This window comes from Escherichia sp. WS3227_2, from assembly GCF_046486495.1.
Lineage (GTDB): Bacteria > Pseudomonadota > Gammaproteobacteria > Enterobacterales > Enterobacteriaceae > Escherichia > Escherichia coli.
Genome location: NZ_JBJQLG010000009.1, coordinates 170,223 through 189,877, shown reverse-complemented (window position 1 = coordinate 189,877; position 19,655 = coordinate 170,223). Strand labels below are relative to the sequence as shown.

General features: G+C 47.8%; 18 protein-coding genes. 6 read left to right on the top strand and 12 right to left on the bottom strand.

Annotated features, from left to right (window positions below; all coding sequences use genetic code 11):
• The first annotated feature begins 161 nt into the window (after positions 1-161).
• Both ansA and pncA read left to right on the top strand, forming a co-directional pair.
• The gene (ansA, locus tag ACJHXB_RS14855) at positions 162-1,178 is read left to right on the top strand and encodes an asparaginase (RefSeq protein ID WP_001170162.1); all 1,017 of its coding nucleotides are present in this window, start codon (positions 162-164) and stop codon (positions 1,176-1,178) included.
• Between the two features lie 10 nt (positions 1,179-1,188).
• Positions 1,189-1,830, top strand: a complete 642-nt coding sequence (gene pncA, locus ACJHXB_RS14850) for a bifunctional nicotinamidase/pyrazinamidase (RefSeq protein WP_001135079.1) — start codon at positions 1,189-1,191, stop codon at positions 1,828-1,830.
• A 92-nt stretch (positions 1,831-1,922) separates the two neighbouring features.
• Here the strand turns inward: pncA and ACJHXB_RS14845 are convergent, their stop codons facing one another.
• The 10 genes from ACJHXB_RS14845 to msrB all read right to left on the bottom strand — a co-directional run bounded on the left by ACJHXB_RS14845 (position 1,923) and on the right by msrB (position 11,731).
• Positions 1,923-3,281, bottom strand: a complete 1,359-nt coding sequence (locus ACJHXB_RS14845) for an MFS transporter (RefSeq protein ID WP_000438820.1) — start codon at positions 3,279-3,281, stop codon at positions 1,923-1,925.
• Positions 3,282-3,397: 116 nt separating this feature from the next.
• Complete coding sequence (locus ACJHXB_RS14840) at positions 3,398-4,156, bottom strand: DeoR/GlpR family DNA-binding transcription regulator (RefSeq protein ID WP_000719088.1); 759 nt, start codon at positions 4,154-4,156, stop codon at positions 3,398-3,400.
• A 136-nt stretch (positions 4,157-4,292) separates the two neighbouring features.
• Positions 4,293-5,273 carry an NADH-dependent methylglyoxal reductase gene (gene ydjG / locus ACJHXB_RS14835; protein WP_000723727.1) on the bottom strand — a complete coding sequence of 327 codons (981 nt, stop codon included), beginning with the start codon at positions 5,271-5,273 and terminating at the stop codon, positions 4,293-4,295.
• A 9-nt stretch (positions 5,274-5,282) separates the two neighbouring features.
• Positions 5,283-6,230, bottom strand: coding sequence for a sugar kinase (locus ACJHXB_RS14830; RefSeq protein WP_001469180.1), 948 nt, complete (start codon positions 6,228-6,230; stop codon positions 5,283-5,285).
• Positions 6,231-6,234: 4 nt separating this feature from the next.
• Entirely contained in the window at positions 6,235-7,071 is an 837-nt protein-coding gene (locus ACJHXB_RS14825; RefSeq protein ID WP_000878883.1) for a ketose-bisphosphate aldolase, read from the bottom strand.
• 20 nt (positions 7,072-7,091) lie between these two features.
• Positions 7,092-8,135 (bottom strand): NAD(P)-dependent alcohol dehydrogenase, encoded by a 1,044-nt coding sequence (locus ACJHXB_RS14820; RefSeq protein WP_000798093.1) that lies wholly within the window; start codon positions 8,133-8,135, stop codon positions 7,092-7,094.
• A gap of 16 nt (positions 8,136-8,151) precedes the next feature.
• Positions 8,152-9,531, bottom strand: a complete 1,380-nt coding sequence (locus ACJHXB_RS14815) for an MFS transporter (RefSeq protein ID WP_000435313.1) — start codon at positions 9,529-9,531, stop codon at positions 8,152-8,154.
• A gap of 26 nt (positions 9,532-9,557) precedes the next feature.
• Positions 9,558-10,634 carry a zinc-binding dehydrogenase gene (locus ACJHXB_RS14810; RefSeq protein ID WP_000645211.1) on the bottom strand — a complete coding sequence of 359 codons (1,077 nt, stop codon included), beginning with the start codon at positions 10,632-10,634 and terminating at the stop codon, positions 9,558-9,560.
• A gap of 369 nt (positions 10,635-11,003) precedes the next feature.
• Entirely contained in the window at positions 11,004-11,276 is a 273-nt protein-coding gene (locus tag ACJHXB_RS14805; RefSeq protein WP_001046790.1) for a YeaC family protein, read from the bottom strand.
• Between the two features lie 41 nt (positions 11,277-11,317).
• On the bottom strand, positions 11,318-11,731 hold the full coding sequence (gene msrB, locus ACJHXB_RS14800) for a peptide-methionine (R)-S-oxide reductase MsrB (RefSeq protein WP_001284618.1): 414 nt from the start codon (positions 11,729-11,731) through the stop codon (positions 11,318-11,320).
• Between the two features lie 341 nt (positions 11,732-12,072).
• Here msrB and gapA point away from each other — a divergent pair, with 341 nt between their 5' ends.
• Both gapA and ACJHXB_RS14790 read left to right on the top strand, forming a co-directional pair.
• Positions 12,073-13,068, top strand: coding sequence for a glyceraldehyde-3-phosphate dehydrogenase (gene gapA / locus ACJHXB_RS14795; protein ID WP_000153502.1), 996 nt, complete (start codon positions 12,073-12,075; stop codon positions 13,066-13,068).
• Positions 13,069-13,151: 83 nt separating this feature from the next.
• On the top strand, positions 13,152-14,036 hold the full coding sequence (locus tag ACJHXB_RS14790; RefSeq protein WP_001469181.1) for a D-hexose-6-phosphate mutarotase: 885 nt from the start codon (positions 13,152-13,154) through the stop codon (positions 14,034-14,036).
• Positions 14,037-14,086: 50 nt separating this feature from the next.
• Here ACJHXB_RS14790 and yeaE read toward each other — a convergent pair whose 3' ends face one another.
• Positions 14,087-14,941 carry a methylglyoxal reductase YeaE gene (gene yeaE, locus ACJHXB_RS14785; protein WP_001314799.1) on the bottom strand — a complete coding sequence of 285 codons (855 nt, stop codon included), beginning with the start codon at positions 14,939-14,941 and terminating at the stop codon, positions 14,087-14,089.
• Between the two features lie 89 nt (positions 14,942-15,030).
• Positions 15,031-15,777, bottom strand: coding sequence for a scaffolding protein MipA (mipA, locus tag ACJHXB_RS14780; RefSeq protein ID WP_000163771.1), 747 nt, complete (start codon positions 15,775-15,777; stop codon positions 15,031-15,033).
• A gap of 435 nt (positions 15,778-16,212) precedes the next feature.
• Between mipA and yeaG the strand changes: the two genes are divergently transcribed.
• Together yeaG and ACJHXB_RS14770 are read left to right on the top strand one after the other, a co-directional pair.
• Complete coding sequence (yeaG, locus tag ACJHXB_RS14775) at positions 16,213-18,147, top strand: protein kinase YeaG (RefSeq protein WP_001019882.1); 1,935 nt, start codon at positions 16,213-16,215, stop codon at positions 18,145-18,147.
• 112 nt (positions 18,148-18,259) lie between these two features.
• A complete protein-coding gene (locus tag ACJHXB_RS14770) occupies positions 18,260-19,543 on the top strand; it encodes a YeaH/YhbH family protein (RefSeq protein ID WP_000219686.1) in 1,284 nt (427 codons plus the stop codon).
• Positions 19,544-19,655: the final 112 nt, after the last annotated feature.

Below are 19,655 nucleotides of genomic sequence, written 5' to 3'. Positions count from 1 at the left end.
GTACTGAGTGGCCGACAGATCGTCGGCCACATTATTTTTTACCTCTACGAATCCTCTTCCCGCTGTCTCGCCCCATATTTCCTTATCCGCATAGTATCAGGTGCGCTCCCCCTGCCTCACGTATATACTTTTGCTCTTTCGATATCATTCATATCAATATCATGCAAAAGAAATCAATTTACGTCGCCTACACGGGCGGGACCATCGGGATGCAGCGTTCCGAGCAGGGTTATATTCCGGTGTCAGGTCATCTACAGCGCCAACTGGCGCTGATGCCGGAATTCCATCGCCCGGAGATGCCAGATTTCACCATTCATGAATATACGCCGCTGATGGACTCTTCAGATATGACGCCAGAAGACTGGCAGCATATTGCTGAAGATATTAAAGCGCATTATGACGACTATGATGGTTTTGTCATTCTGCACGGCACCGACACGATGGCGTATACCGCCTCTGCGCTGTCGTTCATGCTCGAGAATCTCGGTAAACCGGTCATTGTGACAGGGTCACAAATCCCGCTAGCTGAGTTACGCTCTGACGGACAAATTAATCTGCTGAATGCGTTGTACGTTGCGGCGAATTATCCGATCAACGAAGTAACTCTCTTTTTTAATAATCGACTTTATCGTGGCAACCGTACCACCAAAGCCCATGCCGATGGGTTTGATGCGTTTGCCTCTCCAAACCTTCCTCCGTTACTGGAAGCAGGTATCCATATTCGTCGTTTGAATACGCCACCCGCCCCGCACGGTGAAGGGGAATTGATCGTTCATCCAATCACCCCACAACCAATTGGCGTAGTGACGATTTATCCGGGGATTTCTGCTGACGTCGTGCGCAATTTTCTGCGCCAACCGGTGAAAGCATTGATTCTGCGCTCATATGGCGTGGGTAATGCGCCACAAAACAAAGCCTTCCTGCAGGAATTACAAGAAGCCAGCGATCGCGGTATTGTGGTGGTCAACCTGACACAATGTATGTCCGGTAAAGTGAACATGGGTGGTTATGCCACTGGTAACGCCCTCGCCCATGCCGGCGTTATTGGCGGTGCAGATATGACTGTAGAAGCCACGCTAACCAAACTGCATTACCTGCTTAGCCAGGAACTGGATACCGAAACCATTCGCAAGGCCATGAGCCAAAACCTGCGCGGCGAACTGACGCCGGATGATTAAGGAGACTGCAATGCCCCCTCGCGCCCTGTTACTGGTCGATTTACAAAATGATTTCTGTGCTGGTGGCGCGCTCGCCGTGCCGGAAGGTGACAGTACGGTGGATGTCGCTAACCGCCTGATTGACTGGTGCCAGTCGCGCGGTGAAGCGGTTATCGCCAGTCAAGACTGGCACCCGGCGAATCACGGCAGTTTTGCCAGTCAGCACGGTGTAGAGCCTTATACGCCAGGCCAACTCGACGGTTTGCCACAAACCTTCTGGCCAGATCACTGTGTGCAGAACAGTGAAGGCGCACAATTACATCCGTTACTGAACCAAAAAGCGATCGCAGCGGTGTTCCATAAAGGCGAAAATCCTTTAGTTGACAGTTACAGTGCCTTTTTTGATAACGGCCGTCGGCAGAAAACCACGCTCGATGACTGGTTACGCGATCATGAAATCGATGAATTGATCATTATGGGCCTGGCTACTGACTATTGCGTGAAGTTTACCGTGCTGGACGCGTTACAGTTAGGTTATAAGGTTAATGTAATTACCGATGGTTGTCGTGGTGTGAATATCCAGCCACAGGACAGTGCGCACGCGTTTATGGAGATGTCAGCAGCTGGGGCAACGCTATATACGCTGGCAGACTGGGAAGAGACGCAGGAGTAATTTTATGCTGGCCTACAATTCTGTACTGCCATTGTAGGCCAGATAAAACACGTCAGTGGTACATCTGGTAATTGACACCATCAACGAAAGATTTAATTCACCTCAGAAATCTCTTCCAGCGACACCTTCCGCGTTTCGATGCCAAAAATGGAGAGAACCAGCGCACAGAGCACTAACATCACGCCAAGCACCATAAACACCGTGATTGACCCATAATGCGTTAATAGTGCCGCAACGCCATAAGGCGTGAAGACCGCGACGATCCGTCCTACGGCATTAACGAAACCCGAACCGCGCAAGCGTAAATGCGTTGGCCAGAGCTCCGGGATATAAACCGCCGACGCGAAGCAAACATACATGTATAAAAAGAAGATCATCACCAGGCCATAGATTAAAATCGCCCACTCTGTAGTCTGAATTGAATAGATATAGCCTAACACGGCAATAATAATAAGTAAGGCGGAGCCAAATAATCGACGAGGAAAATGATCAATAATTAATGCCGCAATAAATATTCCTACCGGAGCGCCAATCATAATAACAGCAGTCATTAATATTGATTTATCGACATCAATGCCGGAGTTAACAAATATGGTCGGTATCCATACGGTGATGGTATAAAGTGAAATGTTCATTGCAATTAAAACAGTAATCGCGACTAATGTACGTCGTAACATTTCCCCTTTAAACAGCAGCCAGAAAGTACCATTGATTACGTTAGCCTTGCTGTTGCTCTGATTCAAAGTAAGCGGGGGTAAACGAACACTCTTCTCTCTTTCAATTTGCTGCTCTACTTCACGAAGTTGGCTTTCTGCACCTGCGATTTGTCCTTTCCCCGCCAACCATCGAGGCGACTCAATAAAGTATTTACCTGAGAGAAACCAGGCTAACAGTATGCCAATACCACCCAGCAGAAACATTATCCGCCAACTAAAAAAAGCGATAACCACTACGCCTATCGCCGCAGACAACATGGGCGACCAGTTACCGACAAATGAGAGCCGCGCGGACCATTTTCCACGCACCGTCGCTGGGATAAACTCCGTAAACGAAGCATAGCCAACCATAATCAGCGCCCCCATTCCTGTGCCCATCAGGAAGCGAAAGAAGATGAGCCAGTACATATCAGGGACAAAAGCGGCCCCTGTTGCCGCAATACCGACGATGAGAAGATTTATGCGAAAAGCCCTGCGCCGCCCAAAATAATCACCGATGAACCCACCGGTAAGAGAGCCGATGAAATAACCAAACATTAATGCCGAGGTAAAGGCGGCATTGAGGAAATTATTTGACCATCCATTGCTTACCAGCTTTGCTAAAACAACATTGCCTGAATAACTCAAAAAACCCGTTAATAACAGACTAAAGCTTATAATACCAAATATACGATAATGAAACCGGGCCAAAGGCAAGCGGTCCAGTCTTGCGCCAATTTGATCATATTGTTCCATTAGGTGCCTCGGATTTGCTAAAAAGGTAGCAATTGCGGCAAATTCACTTGCCGCATCTTTATCATCATTTTATTTCCAGGCGCAGGAACAAATAATATTGACAACGTGTGCTTAAATTACCACACCAGCTGGATATTATTGTCTTTGCAAAATGCTATCCACTCTGCACCCGGTGATTTATCAGTTATTATGTAATTAATATGACTAAAGTCAGCTAACTGGACAAAAGCTTTGCGATCAAACTTAGAGTGATCAACCAATAACGCAACTTCTGTCGCCTGACGGATCATTGTCTTTTTGATTTCAGCTTCCGCTTCGTTAGAGTCCAGCGCGCCGCTGTTAATATCTAGACCTTTACAACTCATTACCATGATATCGACATGGTAGCGGCTGATGATCTCTTTAGTAATTCTTCCTTGCAGGGAAAGTGTATTTTTGTTTAGTTCCCCACCCGTTGAAACGACTTTAATTTCTGACTGAGCCAGAACATGAATCGCTTCCGCCGAGTTGGTTAGCAACGTCAGGTCACTACGGTCCTGTAACAATTTGAGCAATTCCATTACGGTACTACTGGAATCGGCTGCCATGGTGGTTTTATTGTCGATAAAGGGTAGTGCCTTGCGTGCAATAAGCTGCTTCTCTTCATAAAACGATGAAGCGCGCTTATAAAAATGGATATTCTCCGTCAACATCGCTGTATTTAAAACAGCACCACCATAGGTTCTGGTCAAAAAGCCTTCATCTTCCAGCTTCTCAAGATCGCGGCGAATGGTTTCTTCGGTTACCTGAAAAATCCCACTCAAATTTGAGACTGTCACCTTTTTATCGTTGGCAACCATTTGCTTAATTGCCTGAATCCTGTCTTTTGCCGCCACGATTACACCCCTGTATCTTTTTACATCACATTAGCGCGATTATCGCATAATTGATGTTTACTTTCAAAATAACCTGTTTGAATCACAGATTTTCATCACAGTTTTCACAGAAACAGAGGTGAATCGTGTTAAGTATTTAACGCTCCAGGGCCTCTGCCATTTCCCTCATCAATGTTGCGTCTGCATCCGATAAGTTGATATTCAATGCCGCGACATTTTCGCGTACCTGTTCCGGTGCAGTAGCCCCACTAAGAATGGAGATTAAATCACTCTGTTTTAATATCCACGCCAGTGCCAGAGTGGGAATTGTGCACTGATAACGAGCACAGAGTGGCTGCCACTGTTCAAGCATATCAATCACTTTCAGCATGTTTTCACGCTGGAACCAGACTTTATTTGCCCGAGCGCCGCCCGGAACGTAATCACGAGTGATGGTACCGGTCAACAATCCCTGCTCTAACGGGGAATAAACCTGTACCACAATGCCATTATCACGACATAGCGGCAGCAGTTCGCTTTCCATTGCCCGGTCGAGGATACTGTATTTCGCCTGAATAATATCCAGTTCACCATATTGCAGATACTCGCGGATATGGTCAGCATCGACGTTAGCAGCGCCTATAGCGCGAATTTTCCCTTCGGCCTTTAACTCATTGAGCACTGCGACAGTTTCAGCGATCGGCGTAAAAAATGGCGGCACCGACTGCCAGTGCGTCATGTAGATATCGATGTAATCAATACCCAGACGTTGCAAGCTGGCTTCTACCTCTTCGCGGATAGATTCCGGGGAAAGGTTTTTATACAACTGCCGATCGCCAACTTTGTTGAATAAACTTCCTTTTCGTTCCCAGACAATGCCGCATTTGGTTTCTACTACAACCTGTTCACGGGGCAGTTTTTTTAACGCCTGACCGACGATAACTTCACTATTGCCAAAGTTATATCCTGGCGCAGTATCAATCAGGTTAATGCCGCAACGATGGGCTTCAAGAATCGTATCAATACATATTTGTCGATCGAGATCGCCATTCCATGCAGGACCACCGCCAATGGCCCATGTCCCCAACCCCATTCGCGAAAGCGTTATATCCGTTGTGCCTAAAGGTATCTTTTTCATTTGCCTTCATTATCCTTCGTATTCTTCCAGCAATTGTTCGACCAGCTTTCTGTTTTTTACACCGGTGGTGGCACCGACGCTTAAAACCGAAATAGCCGCCGTTGCATTGGCAAAGCGTGCGCATTCACGCAGATTTTTGCCTTCTAACAGAGCTGCGATAAAGCCAGAAGCAAAGTTATCGCCTGCGCCAATAGTGTCGATGGCGGTTATTCCTGCGACCGCCGGCACCTTCATCGTCATGTCACCACGCTTGATAAAGCAGCCGTCTTTACCCGTTTTAATCACCACCGTTTTTACGCCGCACGCAAGAAAGCAGTCAGCAATTTCATCCAGTGTCTCTTTCCCGGTGAGTAATTTTGCCTCGGCAAAATTAGGAAACAGATAATCGACAAAACTCAATGCTTCGCAAATATCATCCAGCGTTTCATTCAACCGCGGTTTGATCATATCGGCACAGATAATCATCTGCCGGGCTTTAGCTTGCGTAAAAATTTCTGTTAGCGCTTTACCATCCAATAGAGGACTGTTGAAAATACTGGCCAGAGATAATAATTTCGCCTGAGAAAACCGCGAAAAATCAACATCGTCAATATTCAATTTCCACAGACTGCCGTTACGGTTTGTGACAAACGTCCGCTCGCCATCCTCCGTCACCAGTCCAACGTTAATTGAGGTATCTATGCTGACGTCCTGCTTCAGGCTTTGAATATCAATATTCTCTTTGCGGCAATGGTCGAGAATAAATTGCCCGGCGGCATCTTTACCAATACGACTCATTAATGCTGTGCGATGGCCCAGACGAGAAATAATTGTTGCTTCATTTATTGCATCACCCCCGGTGGTCATTGCGATTCTTTCAAGAGGATAAGAATCCACATCAAAGATATTTTTACTGACCGGTTGCAATGGAATATCAACAATAGCGGCACCTATACAAATAACGTCGAGATTATCCATATCATTATTCCGCTTTGCCATCAGAACCGAACAGTTTAATTTTTTCCAATGCCCGTTCTTTTACAGCTTTACGTACTTCACGTTCTAAATGCAGGAAAGGCTGATCCTGGTTTTCTTTCACTGCTACCATTGCGGCCTGACAGAGCTCCGTATGAATGTTGATTTTCGCGATACCCAACGAAATGGCAGTTTTAATGTCGGTATCACTGATCCCCGATGCGCCGTGCAAAACCAGCGGAACAGAAACGGCATCGCGTACGCGTTTGACGACCTCAAAATTCAATTGTGGCTCTGACGTATAAACCCCATGTTGGTTGCCGATGGCGACAGCCAATGAGTCACAGCCCGTACGTTCAACAAATTCAGCCGCCTGGTCAGGATCGGTATAGTGATAGCCCGCCAGCGCTTCTTCATAAACGGTTTCATTACCGACATGCCCTAATTCTGCCTCTACCGGAATACCCAGCGGATGGAAGAAATCAACAGCCTCTTTGGTTAAACGAATATTTTCTTCGAAATCAAATGCGGAAGCATCACGCATTAATGAATTCATACCATGAGTCCAGGCGTTATGAATAATTTCCATACTCCGACCATGATCCCAATGAGTTATTACCGGCACCGTTGCTTTTTTTGCCATTGATACCATCATGTGAGAGAAATCTTCAAATGAGGTGTTCCCGACAAAACCTGTACCAAAAGAAATAATAACCGGTGATTTCGCTTCTTCGGCTGCGTCGATAACGCCCATCAACATTTCTGCATTCCATACGTTAAAATGGGCAATTGCATAATGTTTATTTGTGGCATCGTTTTCCCAATATCTGATATCTGCGAGCATATTCTGTTCTCCCGTATTAATTAATCGCTAATTTTAATAACGCCTTTAATAATGTCGCGTTTGTTGTTAACCGACTCTTCAAATGCCTGTTGTACATCCTGATAATCGTAAATATGTGTCACCATCGATTTCACATCGAATCGCCCTGAGGAAATAGCTTCAATCGTGACCGGATAACGATTGGCATAGCGGAATACTGTCTGAATAGTGACTTCGCGATTGATTTTGAGGAAATTGATTGCCGAATCGCCCGGTACAGTACCAACAATCATAATTTTACCGCCGCGCATTACCAGATAAGGTGCCTGTTTAACGGTGACCGCAGAACCCGCTGTTTCGAAAACAATATCTGCGCCCATTTCTTCGGTAAATTGCTGACAGCGTGCAATAGTGTCTTCTTTTGCACCGTTAATAACCACTGTCGCGCCGAGCTGTTCCGCCATTGTCAGACGTTTATCCAGTACATCAACGACGGCAATATCCGTAGCTCCCAGGCATTTGCACGCTTGCAACGTCATCAAACCAATACAACCCGCTCCCAGAATAATTATCTTCTTACCCGGTTTAACATCTGCCAGCATCGCGGCATGCATCCCGACTGCAGCAGGCTCCACCAGCGCCCCTTCCATCATGTCCATATTGTCGGGCAGTTTGTAAGTAAAGCTCTCCGGATGACACAGATAGTGCGTTAATGCGCCGCGGTAGTTAGGTTGTGTCGCCATAAAATCAACGTCCGGGCAGATGTTATATTTGCCTTCCAGACAGTAACGACAGTGACCGCAAGGAACGCCAGGTTCGATATTTACCCGATCCCCCGCTTTAAATTTGCGCACACGGCTTCCCACAGCCACAACCGTCCCGGCGCATTCATGACCCAAGCCAATTTCTTGATTTGGGTCTTTAGGCGGAATAAACGGGCCTGATTCAAAACCATGTACATCTGAACCACAAATACCGACATATTCCACTTTAATCAAAACTTCATCTTCTTTAGGCACAGGTATTTCTGCTGAAATAATTTTCATTGTGCCCGGCACCTGCAATATTGCTTTTGAATTTTTCATTTTGAATCCACCAGTATTATTTATTGACTACTGCATCAATACTTAAACTTTCAACGGAGACACCTTTGGTTTCAATTCCAATGGTGGCGATAGCAATTGCGACAATAATTGAAACCGCCCCCAGAAGAATAAAGACTCCCGTTACGCCATAACTACTGAGCAGCACTGCAACGGCATAAGGTGCGGCAATACCACTGATTCGCCCTACCGCATTCGCCAGACCGGAGCCACGTAATTTGGCCTCTGTCGGCCAGATCTCAGGGACATACACTGCCGAGGCATAGCAAACGTACATATAGACGAAAGTAATCAGGAAGAAACCAATCAGCGTTATGAGCAACATACTGGTTTGCAGTGAATAGATATATCCGAGCACCGCAATCAGGATTAATAGCCCCACACCCATTGTTTTACGCGGAATTTTATCCATCACCAGCATGGCAATAAAAATACCAAATGGCGCACCAAACATACTCATGGTATTTAAAACAATCGAGTCTTTTAAATTAATCCCCTGGGTCATGAATATTGTTGGCAACCAGTTAATTAGTGTGTACTGCACAACGTTCATGGCAATCAGCACACAAGAACCTAATATCACGCGTTTCAGTAATACTCCTGTCAGTAAGGCTGAATACGGCACCGCTTGTGGCGCTTTACCGTCATCAGCAATAACCACGGACGGCAAAGGTTTTCCCGTCTGGCGTATGACGCCTTCTTCTATACTCCGCATGACTTTCTCGGCTTCCTGATACCGTCCGCGCGATTCCAGCCAGCGCGGGGATTCAGGAAAGTAGCGCCAGGCCAGCGCCGTAGCGATAAGCGACAATATTGCAGGGATAAGCAGTTGTACTCGCCAGTTCCACTCTGCACTAATCAGCGGCGTGAGTCCCATCGCAATCAATGAACAGAGCGGATATGACCAGTTGCCAATAAAAGAAACCCGACTGGACCACGTTCCGCGATTTCTACCGGGCATATATTCGGTGAAACCAGCAAACAGCGTCACCAGTAAAGCTCCCAGCCCAACGCCCATCACAAAACGGCAGGCAATAAGGAAATCCATATTCGGTGAAAAAGCACCGACCACCATCGAGGCAATATGAATGGCCTCATAGAGGATGAACGCATTTCTGCGACCGGTTTTGTCACCGATGATGCCGCCAACCAGCGCACCGAGAAACATTCCGGCGGTCGTGATTGCTGAGAATGTGGCAGTGGTGGAATTATCTGTCCAGCCCAACTCTTTCAGCTGCGCGAGGATCAAGCCACCAACGGCATTACTCCAGCAGACAAGCAAGCCAAACGCGACGATGGCAAACATTGACGAATGCCAGCGGCAATCCGGTAAGCGATCCAGCCGTGCACCACAATGCGGTTTTGTTATCTGTTCCATGCGATAACGTTCCTTCAGGAGAGTAGTTATTCATCAAAGTCGTAAGTCATGATCACTTTGATTGCGGTTTTATCGACCATCGCATCAAACCCTTCGCGCCATTGCGACAGGCCGATACGATGCGTGATCATCGGTTTGACTTTGATAGCGCCGCTGGCTAATAGCCGAAGAGCGTTACGCCATGAGGTGGAGTCATAGGCCATATGCCCAATGATGCTTTTGTTCCAGGCGGTAATGTCATTAATCGAGAAATCAAGAGGTTTGAAGCCCATTCCAACGCGTACCACTTCCCCGTTCGGGCGGAGCATTTCGATGGCTTGTTTCAATGCGATATTGGCACCGGAGCATTCAATCACCAGTCCCAGATTGTCTTTGCCACAAATTTGCTGGCAGCGCGCCACCACATCTTCGGTAGAACCATTTACTACTGCCGTCGCACCCAGTTCTTTTGCAACCGGGAAGCGGACCGCCACATCTTCTTGCAGACCAACGACGACGATATTTACCGCCCCCATAATCCGCGCCATTTGTACGGAGAACAGCCCGAGTGGGCCAGTGCCGATGACGACCACATCCTGACCAGGAAGGAATTTCGATTGCTGCGCGATGGATTTGTAGGCATTACAGATAGGGTCAAGCACGGCTGCGTCCTCATAATCAACACCATCAGGGATTTCCCACAACGCATGACGATGAATTTTGAGAATTTCACCAGGAACCAGACAATATTTGGAAAAACCACCGCCCCAGGTATTGTTATCCAGACCAAGGTTTACTTTTTGTGTACAACACAGAAAATCACCTTGTTCACAGGCCGGACAAACGCCGCAGACGTGACCGCTGTTATCTGACACGACGCGTTGCCCCACTTTCCAGTCTTTGACTTTTTCACCAACCTGCGCAATACAACCTGCGAACTCATGGCCGCGGATAGAGTTAAACTCATCAGAACCGCTATCGACATTGTAGTGCTTCATGTCTGCGCCGCAGATTGCCGCGGCTTTAATTTCAATCACTACATCTTCCGGGCCACAAATGGGTTGTGGGACATCGATCATCTTGTAGCCGCCAAAGGCTTTGCCAAACCGAGCCAGTGCTTTCATTGCGTCATCCTCTGTGTTTTGTTTTGCTTAGATGGTCATCATACTTACCCACATGATTTTTGAGGTCAACATTAAATCTGTAAAACACAGATAATGATCTGCGTTTTACAACTCAGATCACAATTACGCAGAAAATGGCTGGATCTGTTACAGGGTGATGGAAGGCGGAACGCAAAATGAGCAAATTTGAGAGGGATTACCGGCCAAATAGGTCTGAGACTTAAGTTCAGGAGAAGTCATTCAGGCGTGAACGCGACTGCAAGAGACCGGGCTGGGGCTTTGCCTGGTCGTGACGAGATAATTGAGATGAGTCGTGGGGTTATTGTTGGCTATCCCCTTTATAACCGCGGCAAAAAGGGGATAAACCACTTACTTAAACATGGCAATAGGCTTTGCTGAGATACCAAAATCTTCTTTTAACTGTTGTTTGCTCTTCATAACCATCTGACCATTTGTGTCAATTGTCATATGCTGAGCTTCGGTATTATGGCGGGCTTGCCACAGCATCACCAATTGCAGGCAGTTCTCTTTTTGTTCCTCGGTCAGCGCAACGCCATCTGGCCACTTACCCAGTTCAACGGCTGTCGACAAACGCTGGTATACCTCAGGCGTCATGCTGTTGATAATGTCATCAAGATTCATAATTTTTCCGCTCCTGTGGAATAAGTTGCTGAATCGTTTTTTCAACCGTTGATTTCTTCGCCGTTTTCGCCATCGGTAAAGCGTAAAGAGGCAGAGTTAACACAATAACGTTCGCCCGTTGGCTGCGGCCCGTCGGGGAAGACATGCCCCAGATGGGCATCACAGTTACCGCAACGAATTTCTATGCGCTGCATTCCATGTGACAAGTCTTTGATATAACGAATGGATTCTTCACTCACCGGTTCGTAGAAACTGGGCCAGCCACAGCCGGAATCATACTTGGTTTGGGAATGAAACAGCGGGGCATCGCAGATCAAACAGTGATATACGCCGTCACGCTTGTTATGCAGTAAACGACCCGTAAATGGCGGCTCTGTCCCATGATTCTGCGTCACGTAGAACTGCATCTCGGACAAATTTTTTTTCAGTTCTTCTGCCGAAGGTTTATTAGCCATTTGCTCACATCTCACTTTAATCGTGCTCACATTACGTGACTGATTCTAACAAAACATTAACACCAACTGGCAAAAATTTGTCCTAAACTTGATCTCGACGAAATGGCTGCACCTAAATCGTGATGAAAATCACATTTTTATCGTAATTGCCCTTTAAAATTCGGGACGCCGACCCCATGTGGTCTCAAGCCCAAAGGAAGAGTGAGGCGAGTCAGTCGCGTAATGCTTAGGCACAGGATTGATTTGTCGCAATGATTGACACGATTCCGCTTGACGCTGCGTAAGGTTTTTGTAATTTTACAGGCAACCTTTTATTCACTAACAAATAGCTGGTGGAATATATGACTATCAAAGTAGGTATCAACGGTTTTGGCCGTATCGGTCGCATTGTTTTCCGTGCTGCTCAGAAACGTTCTGACATCGAGATCGTTGCAATCAACGACCTGTTAGACGCTGATTACATGGCATACATGCTGAAATATGACTCCACTCACGGCCGTTTCGACGGTACCGTTGAAGTGAAAGACGGTCATCTGATCGTTAACGGTAAAAAAATCCGTGTTACCGCTGAACGTGATCCGGCTAACCTGAAATGGGACGAAGTTGGTGTTGACGTTGTCGCTGAAGCAACTGGTCTGTTCCTGACTGACGAAACTGCTCGTAAACACATCACCGCTGGCGCGAAAAAAGTGGTTATGACTGGTCCGTCTAAAGACAACACTCCGATGTTCGTTAAAGGCGCTAACTTCGACAAATATGCTGGCCAGGACATCGTTTCCAACGCTTCCTGCACCACCAACTGCCTGGCTCCGCTGGCTAAAGTTATCAACGATAACTTCGGCATCATCGAAGGTCTGATGACCACCGTTCACGCTACTACCGCTACTCAGAAAACCGTTGATGGCCCGTCTCACAAAGACTGGCGCGGCGGCCGCGGTGCTTCCCAGAACATCATTCCGTCCTCTACCGGTGCTGCTAAAGCTGTAGGTAAAGTACTGCCAGAACTGAATGGCAAACTGACTGGTATGGCGTTCCGCGTTCCGACCCCGAACGTATCCGTAGTTGACCTGACCGTTCGTCTGGAAAAAGCTGCAACTTACGAGCAGATCAAAGCTGCCGTTAAAGCTGCTGCTGAAGGCGAAATGAAAGGCGTTCTGGGCTACACCGAAGATGACGTAGTATCTACCGATTTCAACGGCGAAGTTTGCACTTCCGTGTTCGATGCTAAAGCTGGTATCGCTCTGAACGACAACTTCGTGAAACTGGTATCCTGGTACGACAACGAAACCGGTTACTCCAACAAAGTTCTGGACCTGATCGCTCACATCTCCAAATAAGTTGAGATGACACTGTGATCTAAAAAGAGCGACTTCGGTCGCTCTTTTTTTTACCTGATAAAATGAAGTTAAAGGACTGCGTCATGATTAAGAAAATTTTTGCCCTTCCGGTCATCGAACAAATCTCCCCTGTCCTCTCCCGTCGTAAACTGGATGAACTGGACCTCATTGTGGTCGATCATCCCCAGGTAAAAGCCTCTTTTGCATTACAGGGCGCACACCTTCTCTCATGGAAACCTGCAGGTGAAGAAGAAGTTCTGTGGTTGAGTAACAACACACCGTTCAAAAATGGCGTCGCCATTCGCGGTGGCGTACCGGTTTGCTGGCCGTGGTTTGGTCCGGCTGCACAACAAGATCTGCCTGCGCACGGTTTTGCCCGCAACCTGCCGTGGACGCTGAAATCACATCGTGAAGATGCTGATGGCGTAGCGCTGACTTTTGAATTGACACAAAGCGAAGAGACAAAAAAATTCTGGCCGCACGACTTTACGCTATTAGCGCATTTCCGCGTGGGTAAAGCCTGTGAAATCGATCTTGAAGCACACGGCGAATTTGAAACCACCTCTGCCCTGCATACCTACTTTAACGTGGGTGATATCACTAAGGTAAGCGTCAGTGGACTAGGCGATCGCTTCATTGATAAAGTGAATGACGCGAAAGAAGATGTACTGACCGACGGTATTCAGACCTTCCCTGACCGTACCGATCGCGTGTATCTGAATCCGCAAGATTGCAGCGTGATTAATGATGAAGCGCTGAATCGTATTATCGCCGTAGGTCACCAGCATCATCTGAACGTTGTAGGCTGGAATCCGGGACCGGCGCTTTCAGTTAGCATGGGCGACATGCCGGACGATGGCTACAAGACCTTTGTTTGTGTAGAAACGGCTTACGCTTCAGAAACGCAAAAAGTCACCAAAGAAAAACCTGCACATCTGGCGCAATCCATTCGCGTTGCCAAACGTTAATTTGCGTTAATGTTGTGTGCCGGGTGCGATGCATCCGGCACGTATCAACATCACACCATATCCAGCGCAGTTTTTCCTTTTGGTGCCGGATACGCTTTATCCAGCATAGCTAATTCCGCTGGAGAAAGTTCGACCTCAAGCACAGCCGCATTCTGTTGGACATGGGCAATCGTGGCCGCTTTTGGAATCGCCATCACACCCTGATGGCTGATTACCCACGCCAACAATACTTGTGCCGAGCTGATATTGTGAGCATGTGCAATTTCGTTGACTACTGCGTTTTTTAGCAGCCCATTGCGCAACCGCCCGGCCTGAGCTAACGGACTGTAAGCCATCACCGGTATCTGCTGTTGCTGGCACCAGGGGAGTAGATCGTACTCAATCCCTCGTGAACCGAGATGGTAAAGTACCTGATTAGTGGCACACTGATTTCCCCCTGGCAGCTGCCAGAGTTCCTGCATATCGGCATAATCAAGGTTAGAAACGCCCCAGCGGCGGATTTTTCCCTGGGCGATCAATTTTTCCATCGCTGCGACAGTCTCTTCAAAAGCGAAACTGCCAGACCAGTGTAATAAGTAGAGATCGAGATAATCAGTATTGAGACGGCGTAAACTGGCTTCGCATGCATTTATCGCTTTTTGCCCGCCAGCATTCCACGGATAGACTTTAGAGACGAGAAAGACCTTCTCTCGCAGACCGGTTAATGCTTCCCCAACCACCATTTCGGCACCGCCCTCGGCATACATTTCGGCGGTATCAATGAGGGTTAAACCGAGCTCAATGCCCGCGCGTAGTGCAGCTACTTCTGTTTTACGCTGACTGGCATCTTCGCCCATATACCATGTTCCCTGCCCTATGGCTGGCAGTGAGACATCGCCACTAAATTGAATCATTTTTTGTCGCATTGTTTCCTCCCAGGTATTGCACCACCGTAATGCAAAACAGGGCATGACGCCCTGTTTTTATGCACAAAATGCCCTGGAAAGATGCATTATCAGAATTTGTAGGTGATCCCGGTAGAAATCAGGCCAGTCCAGGATTTATCCACCATTGGGCTGTCAGTAACTTCATCAGACAGACGGGTGTAGCGCGCGGTACCGTAAACACTCCAGTCGCCGAGGAAGTTGTAGCTGGCGCTCAGCTCCAGGTAAGGGCTCCAGCTGTCGTTCGGGTTATAGCCACGCAGACCGCTGCGAGCGGACTCTTTGCGCGATACGCCATAATAGTATTCGTTCTGGTTTTCGCTGTTCCACTGCACACCAATACCCGGAGTCACGGTCAGGCCACCGTTGGTGTAACGATACAACCAGGCCATATCCCAGACGATGCCGTTGCTGTTATCCAGGGTATCGCCAGCCAGGGTGGTACGCAGGTAACCGTACTGGGTAAAGTGAGCATAAGACAGACCAGCCATCATGGTGCTCTTACGGTCATCCAGGTGACGCATTTGGTGATCGCCACTGTCTTTCGCTTTGAAGTAAAGCGGCGACCAATAAGCGGTAATTGAAAGTTTGTCCGTTGCGTCATTCCACAGGTAGTAACCACCACCTAAGCCACGGAACCAGAAGTTATCGCCTTCATAGTTGATTACCGGTACTGGGTAGACATCGGTATCGTAATCTTTATATGGGTGTTCAACGACACCTACGCCTGCGCCCAGGGAAAATTTACCTTCAGCGTGCGCTACGCCTGCAGACGTTGCGATAAGCACTCCAAGTGCCAGAAGTTTGAGTTTGGTCACAATTAATCATTCCTTAAACAAATGTTTAGCGGGCGACAAAGTTTACCCGTCAATACATCGAAACCCAACCTTTTTACGTTTTCATTTTTTAAAGTAACTGTTTAATTTTCCTGACGCGGATGACACCGCGCTTACAGCCAAATGAATTTAGCGTTACTGGCGAGCCTGGTCTTTACATTAATTATGCAAAATTTATGGATGAGTTGTTGATATGCCATTGAAATTAAGAAAGCCGTGCAGGCAAGTTTTCCATTTGCCATCTACGCTTAATTTTGAAGGTGTATCACCGGGCACGTTGTTCTCATCGTCGATAAAATGGCATGAGAGTTGCTGTGTTTTAGCAAGAGACGTCGTTCAGTTTACCTCTTCCGGGAGCCTCTACTATTCATATGAACGGCTCTTAACCTGTGCTAAAAAACGAAAGGACGGCATACCATGAATATATTCGATCACTATCGCCAGCGATATGAAGCTGCCAAGGACGAAGAGTTCACACTGCAGGAGTTTCTTACCACTTGTCGGCAAGATCGCAGTGCTTATGCCAACGCGGCTGAGCGGCTATTGATGGCTATCGGTGAGCCTGTCATGGTCGATACAGCCCAGGAACCCAGACTTTCTCGACTCTTTTCTAACCGGGTCATTGCACGTTATCCGGCGTTTGAAGAGTTTTACGGCATGGAAGACGCGATTGAACAGATTGTCTCTTATCTGAAACACGCGGCTCAGGGGCTGGAAGAGAAGAAACAAATTCTGTATCTGCTGGGGCCTGTGGGTGGGGGTAAATCATCGCTTGCTGAGCGACTGAAATCATTAATGCAGCTCGTACCGATTTATGTATTGAGCGCCAACGGTGAGCGTAGCCCGGTCAACGATCATCCGTTCTGTCTTTTCAATCCGCAGGAAGATGCGCAGATTCTGGAAAAAGAGTATGGCATTCCTCGCCGCTATCTCGGCACCATCATGTCGCCGTGGGCGGCAAAACGCCTGCATGAATTTGGTGGCGATATCACTAAGTTCCGGGTAGTGAAGGTCTGGCCGTCAATTCTGCAACAAATTGCTATCGCCAAAACGGAACCCGGTGATGAGAACAACCAGGACATCTCCGCGCTGGTTGGGAAAGTCGATATTCGTAAACTCGAACACTACGCGCAGAATGACCCGGACGCCTACGGCTATTCCGGTGCACTGTGCCGCGCCAACCAGGGGATCATGGAATTCGTTGAGATGTTTAAAGCACCGATTAAAGTGCTGCATCCCTTGCTAACCGCCACTCAGGAAGGTAACTACAACGGGACGGAAGGTATCTCCGCCCTGCCGTTCAACGGGATTATTCTCGCCCACTCGAACGAATCCGAATGGGTCACTTTCCGTAATAACAAAAACAACGAAGCCTTCCTCGATCGTGTTTACATCGTGAAGGTGCCGTATTGCTTGCGCATTTCCGAAGAGATCAAAATCTACGAGAAATTGCTTAATCACAGTGAATTGACTCACGCCCCCTGCGCCCCTGGCACGCTGGAAACGCTGTCACGTTTTTCCATTCTTTCGCGCCTTAAAGAGCCAGAAAACTCCAGCATTTATTCAAAGATGCGGGTTTATGATGGTGAAAGTCTGAAAGACACCGATCCCAAAGCCAAGTCGTATCAGGAATATCGTGACTACGCCGGTGTCGATGAAGGGATGAACGGTCTGTCGACGCGTTTTGCGTTTAAGATCCTCTCCCGCGTGTTCAACTTCGATCATGTAGAAGTGGCGGCAAACCCGGTCCATCTGTTCTACGTCCTGGAACAGCAGATCGAGCGCGAGCAGTTCCCACAAGAGCAGGCAGAACGCTATCTGGAGTTCCTGAAAGGTTATCTGATCCCGAAATATGCCGAGTTTATTGGCAAAGAGATCCAGACGGCCTACCTTGAATCCTATTCCGAATATGGGCAAAACATTTTCGACCGTTATGTTACCTACGCGGATTTCTGGATTCAGGATCAGGAGTATCGCGATCCGGATACCGGGCAGTTGTTTGACCGCGAGTCTCTCAACGCCGAGCTGGAGAAAATCGAGAAACCGGCGGGGATCAGTAATCCAAAAGATTTCCGCAACGAGATTGTTAACTTCGTACTGCGCGCCAGAGCGAATAACAGCGGACGCAATCCGAACTGGACCAGCTATGAAAAACTGCGCACGGTTATTGAGAAGAAAATGTTCTCCAATACCGAGGAGCTGTTGCCGGTTATTTCGTTTAACGCCAAAACGTCAACCGACGAGCAGAAGAAACATGACGACTTTGTCGACCGTATGATGGAAAAAGGCTACACCCGTAAACAGGTGCGTTTACTGTGCGAATGGTATTTGCGCGTACGTAAATCGTCTTAACAACCCTGGCCCGGTACACATGCTACCGGGCCTACAACGACAGCGAACCGTGGGCCAGAGAAGCGGCAACACAGGCGTAGCATACAGTTGGCAAATGTAGTACGGGGGGCATATGACCTGGTTTATTGACCGGCGTCTGAACGGCAAAAACAAAAGCATGGTGAATCGCCAGCGTTTTTTACGCCGTTATAAAGCGCAAATTAAACAGTCGATCTCCGAGGCCATTAATAAGCGTTCGGTGACTGACGTCGACAGCGGCGAGTCTGTATCCATTCCCACGGAAGATATTAGCGAACCGATGTTTCATCAGGGGCGTGGCGGTCTGCGCCACCGCGTGCATCCGGGCAATGACCATTTCGTCCAGAATGACCGAATTGAACGTCCCCAGGGTGGCGGCGGAGGTTCCGGCAGTGGTCAGGGCCAGGCCAGCCAGGATGGTGAAGGTCAGGATGAATTTGTCTTTCAGATTTCGAAAGATGAGTATCTTGATCTGCTCTTTGAAGATCTGGCCTTACCGAATCTGAAACAAAACCAACAACGCCAGCTGACCGAATATAAAACGCATCGTGCGGGTTATACCGCTAACGGCGTTCCGGCCAATATCAGTGTTGTGCGTTCATTGCAGAACTCACTGGCACGACGCACAGCCATGACGGCGGGCAAGCGGCGGGAACTTCATGCGCTGGAAGAGAATTTGGCCATCATCAGCAATAGTGAACCTGCGCAACTGCTGGAAGAGGAACGTCTGCGCAAAGAAATTGCAGAATTACGTGCCAAAATTGAACGCGTCCCTTTCATTGACACCTTCGATTTACGTTACAAGAACTACGAGAAGCGGCCCGATCCCTCCAGCCAGGCAGTGATGTTTTGCCTGATGGACGTTTCCGGTTCAATGGATCAGTCCACTAAAGATATGGCTAAGCGTTTTTATATTCTGCTGTATCTGTTCCTTAGCAGAACGTATAAGAACGTGGAAGTCGTATACATCCGCCATCATACCCAGGCGAAAGAAGTCGATGAACATGAGTTTTTCTACTCGCAGGAAACTGGCGGCACCATTGTTTCCAGCGCCCTGAAACTGATGGATGAGGTAGTGAAAGAGCGTTATAACCCTGCACAGTGGAATATTTACGCGGCACAAGCATCGGACGGCGATAACTGGGCCGATGACTCTCCGCTTTGCCATGAAATCCTGGCGAAAAAATTATTACCCGTCGTTCGTTATTACAGCTATATCGAAATTACCCGTCGTGCACATCAGACACTGTGGCGAGAATATGAGCATCTGCAATCTACTTTCGACAACTTTGCGATGCAGCATATCCGCGACCAGGATGATATTTATCCGGTGTTCCGTGAACTGTTTCATAAACAAAATGCAACAGCTAAAGACTAAAACTATCAGCCGGGTCATTATCGCCTGGCTGATTTTTAGCTCACTGTAAATTATCTCATTTATTACATACATTAGCTTACAATCGCTTTAAATATGACAGCATAACCTTTAC

What these genes read in the sequence shown, in the direction of transcription:
- ansA (WP_001170162.1), top strand. Translation starts at nt 162, where the DNA reads ATGCAAAAGAAATCAATTTACGTCGCCTACACGGGCGGGACCATCGGG.
- pncA (WP_001135079.1), top strand. Translation starts at nt 1,189, where the DNA reads ATGCCCCCTCGCGCCCTGTTACTGGTCGATTTACAAAATGATTTCTGT.
- ACJHXB_RS14845 (WP_000438820.1), bottom strand. Translation starts at nt 3,281, where the DNA reads ATGGAACAATATGATCAAATTGGCGCAAGACTGGACCGCTTGCCTTTG.
- ydjG (WP_000723727.1), bottom strand. Translation starts at nt 5,273, where the DNA reads ATGAAAAAGATACCTTTAGGCACAACGGATATAACGCTTTCGCGAATG.
- ACJHXB_RS14830 (WP_001469180.1), bottom strand. Translation starts at nt 6,230, where the DNA reads ATGGATAATCTCGACGTTATTTGTATAGGTGCCGCTATTGTTGATATT.
- ACJHXB_RS14825 (WP_000878883.1), bottom strand. Translation starts at nt 7,071, where the DNA reads ATGCTCGCAGATATCAGATATTGGGAAAACGATGCCACAAATAAACAT.
- ACJHXB_RS14820 (WP_000798093.1), bottom strand. Translation starts at nt 8,135, where the DNA reads ATGAAAAATTCAAAAGCAATATTGCAGGTGCCGGGCACAATGAAAATT.
- ACJHXB_RS14815 (WP_000435313.1), bottom strand. Translation starts at nt 9,531, where the DNA reads ATGGAACAGATAACAAAACCGCATTGTGGTGCACGGCTGGATCGCTTA.
- ACJHXB_RS14810 (WP_000645211.1), bottom strand. Translation starts at nt 10,634, where the DNA reads ATGAAAGCACTGGCTCGGTTTGGCAAAGCCTTTGGCGGCTACAAGATG.
- ACJHXB_RS14805 (WP_001046790.1), bottom strand. Translation starts at nt 11,276, where the DNA reads ATGAATCTTGATGACATTATCAACAGCATGACGCCTGAGGTATACCAG.
- msrB (WP_001284618.1), bottom strand. Translation starts at nt 11,731, where the DNA reads ATGGCTAATAAACCTTCGGCAGAAGAACTGAAAAAAAATTTGTCCGAG.
- gapA (WP_000153502.1), top strand. Translation starts at nt 12,073, where the DNA reads ATGACTATCAAAGTAGGTATCAACGGTTTTGGCCGTATCGGTCGCATT.
- ACJHXB_RS14790 (WP_001469181.1), top strand. Translation starts at nt 13,152, where the DNA reads ATGATTAAGAAAATTTTTGCCCTTCCGGTCATCGAACAAATCTCCCCT.
- yeaE (WP_001314799.1), bottom strand. Translation starts at nt 14,941, where the DNA reads ATGCGACAAAAAATGATTCAATTTAGTGGCGATGTCTCACTGCCAGCC.
- yeaG (WP_001019882.1), top strand. Translation starts at nt 16,213, where the DNA reads ATGAATATATTCGATCACTATCGCCAGCGATATGAAGCTGCCAAGGAC.
- ACJHXB_RS14770 (WP_000219686.1), top strand. Translation starts at nt 18,260, where the DNA reads ATGACCTGGTTTATTGACCGGCGTCTGAACGGCAAAAACAAAAGCATG.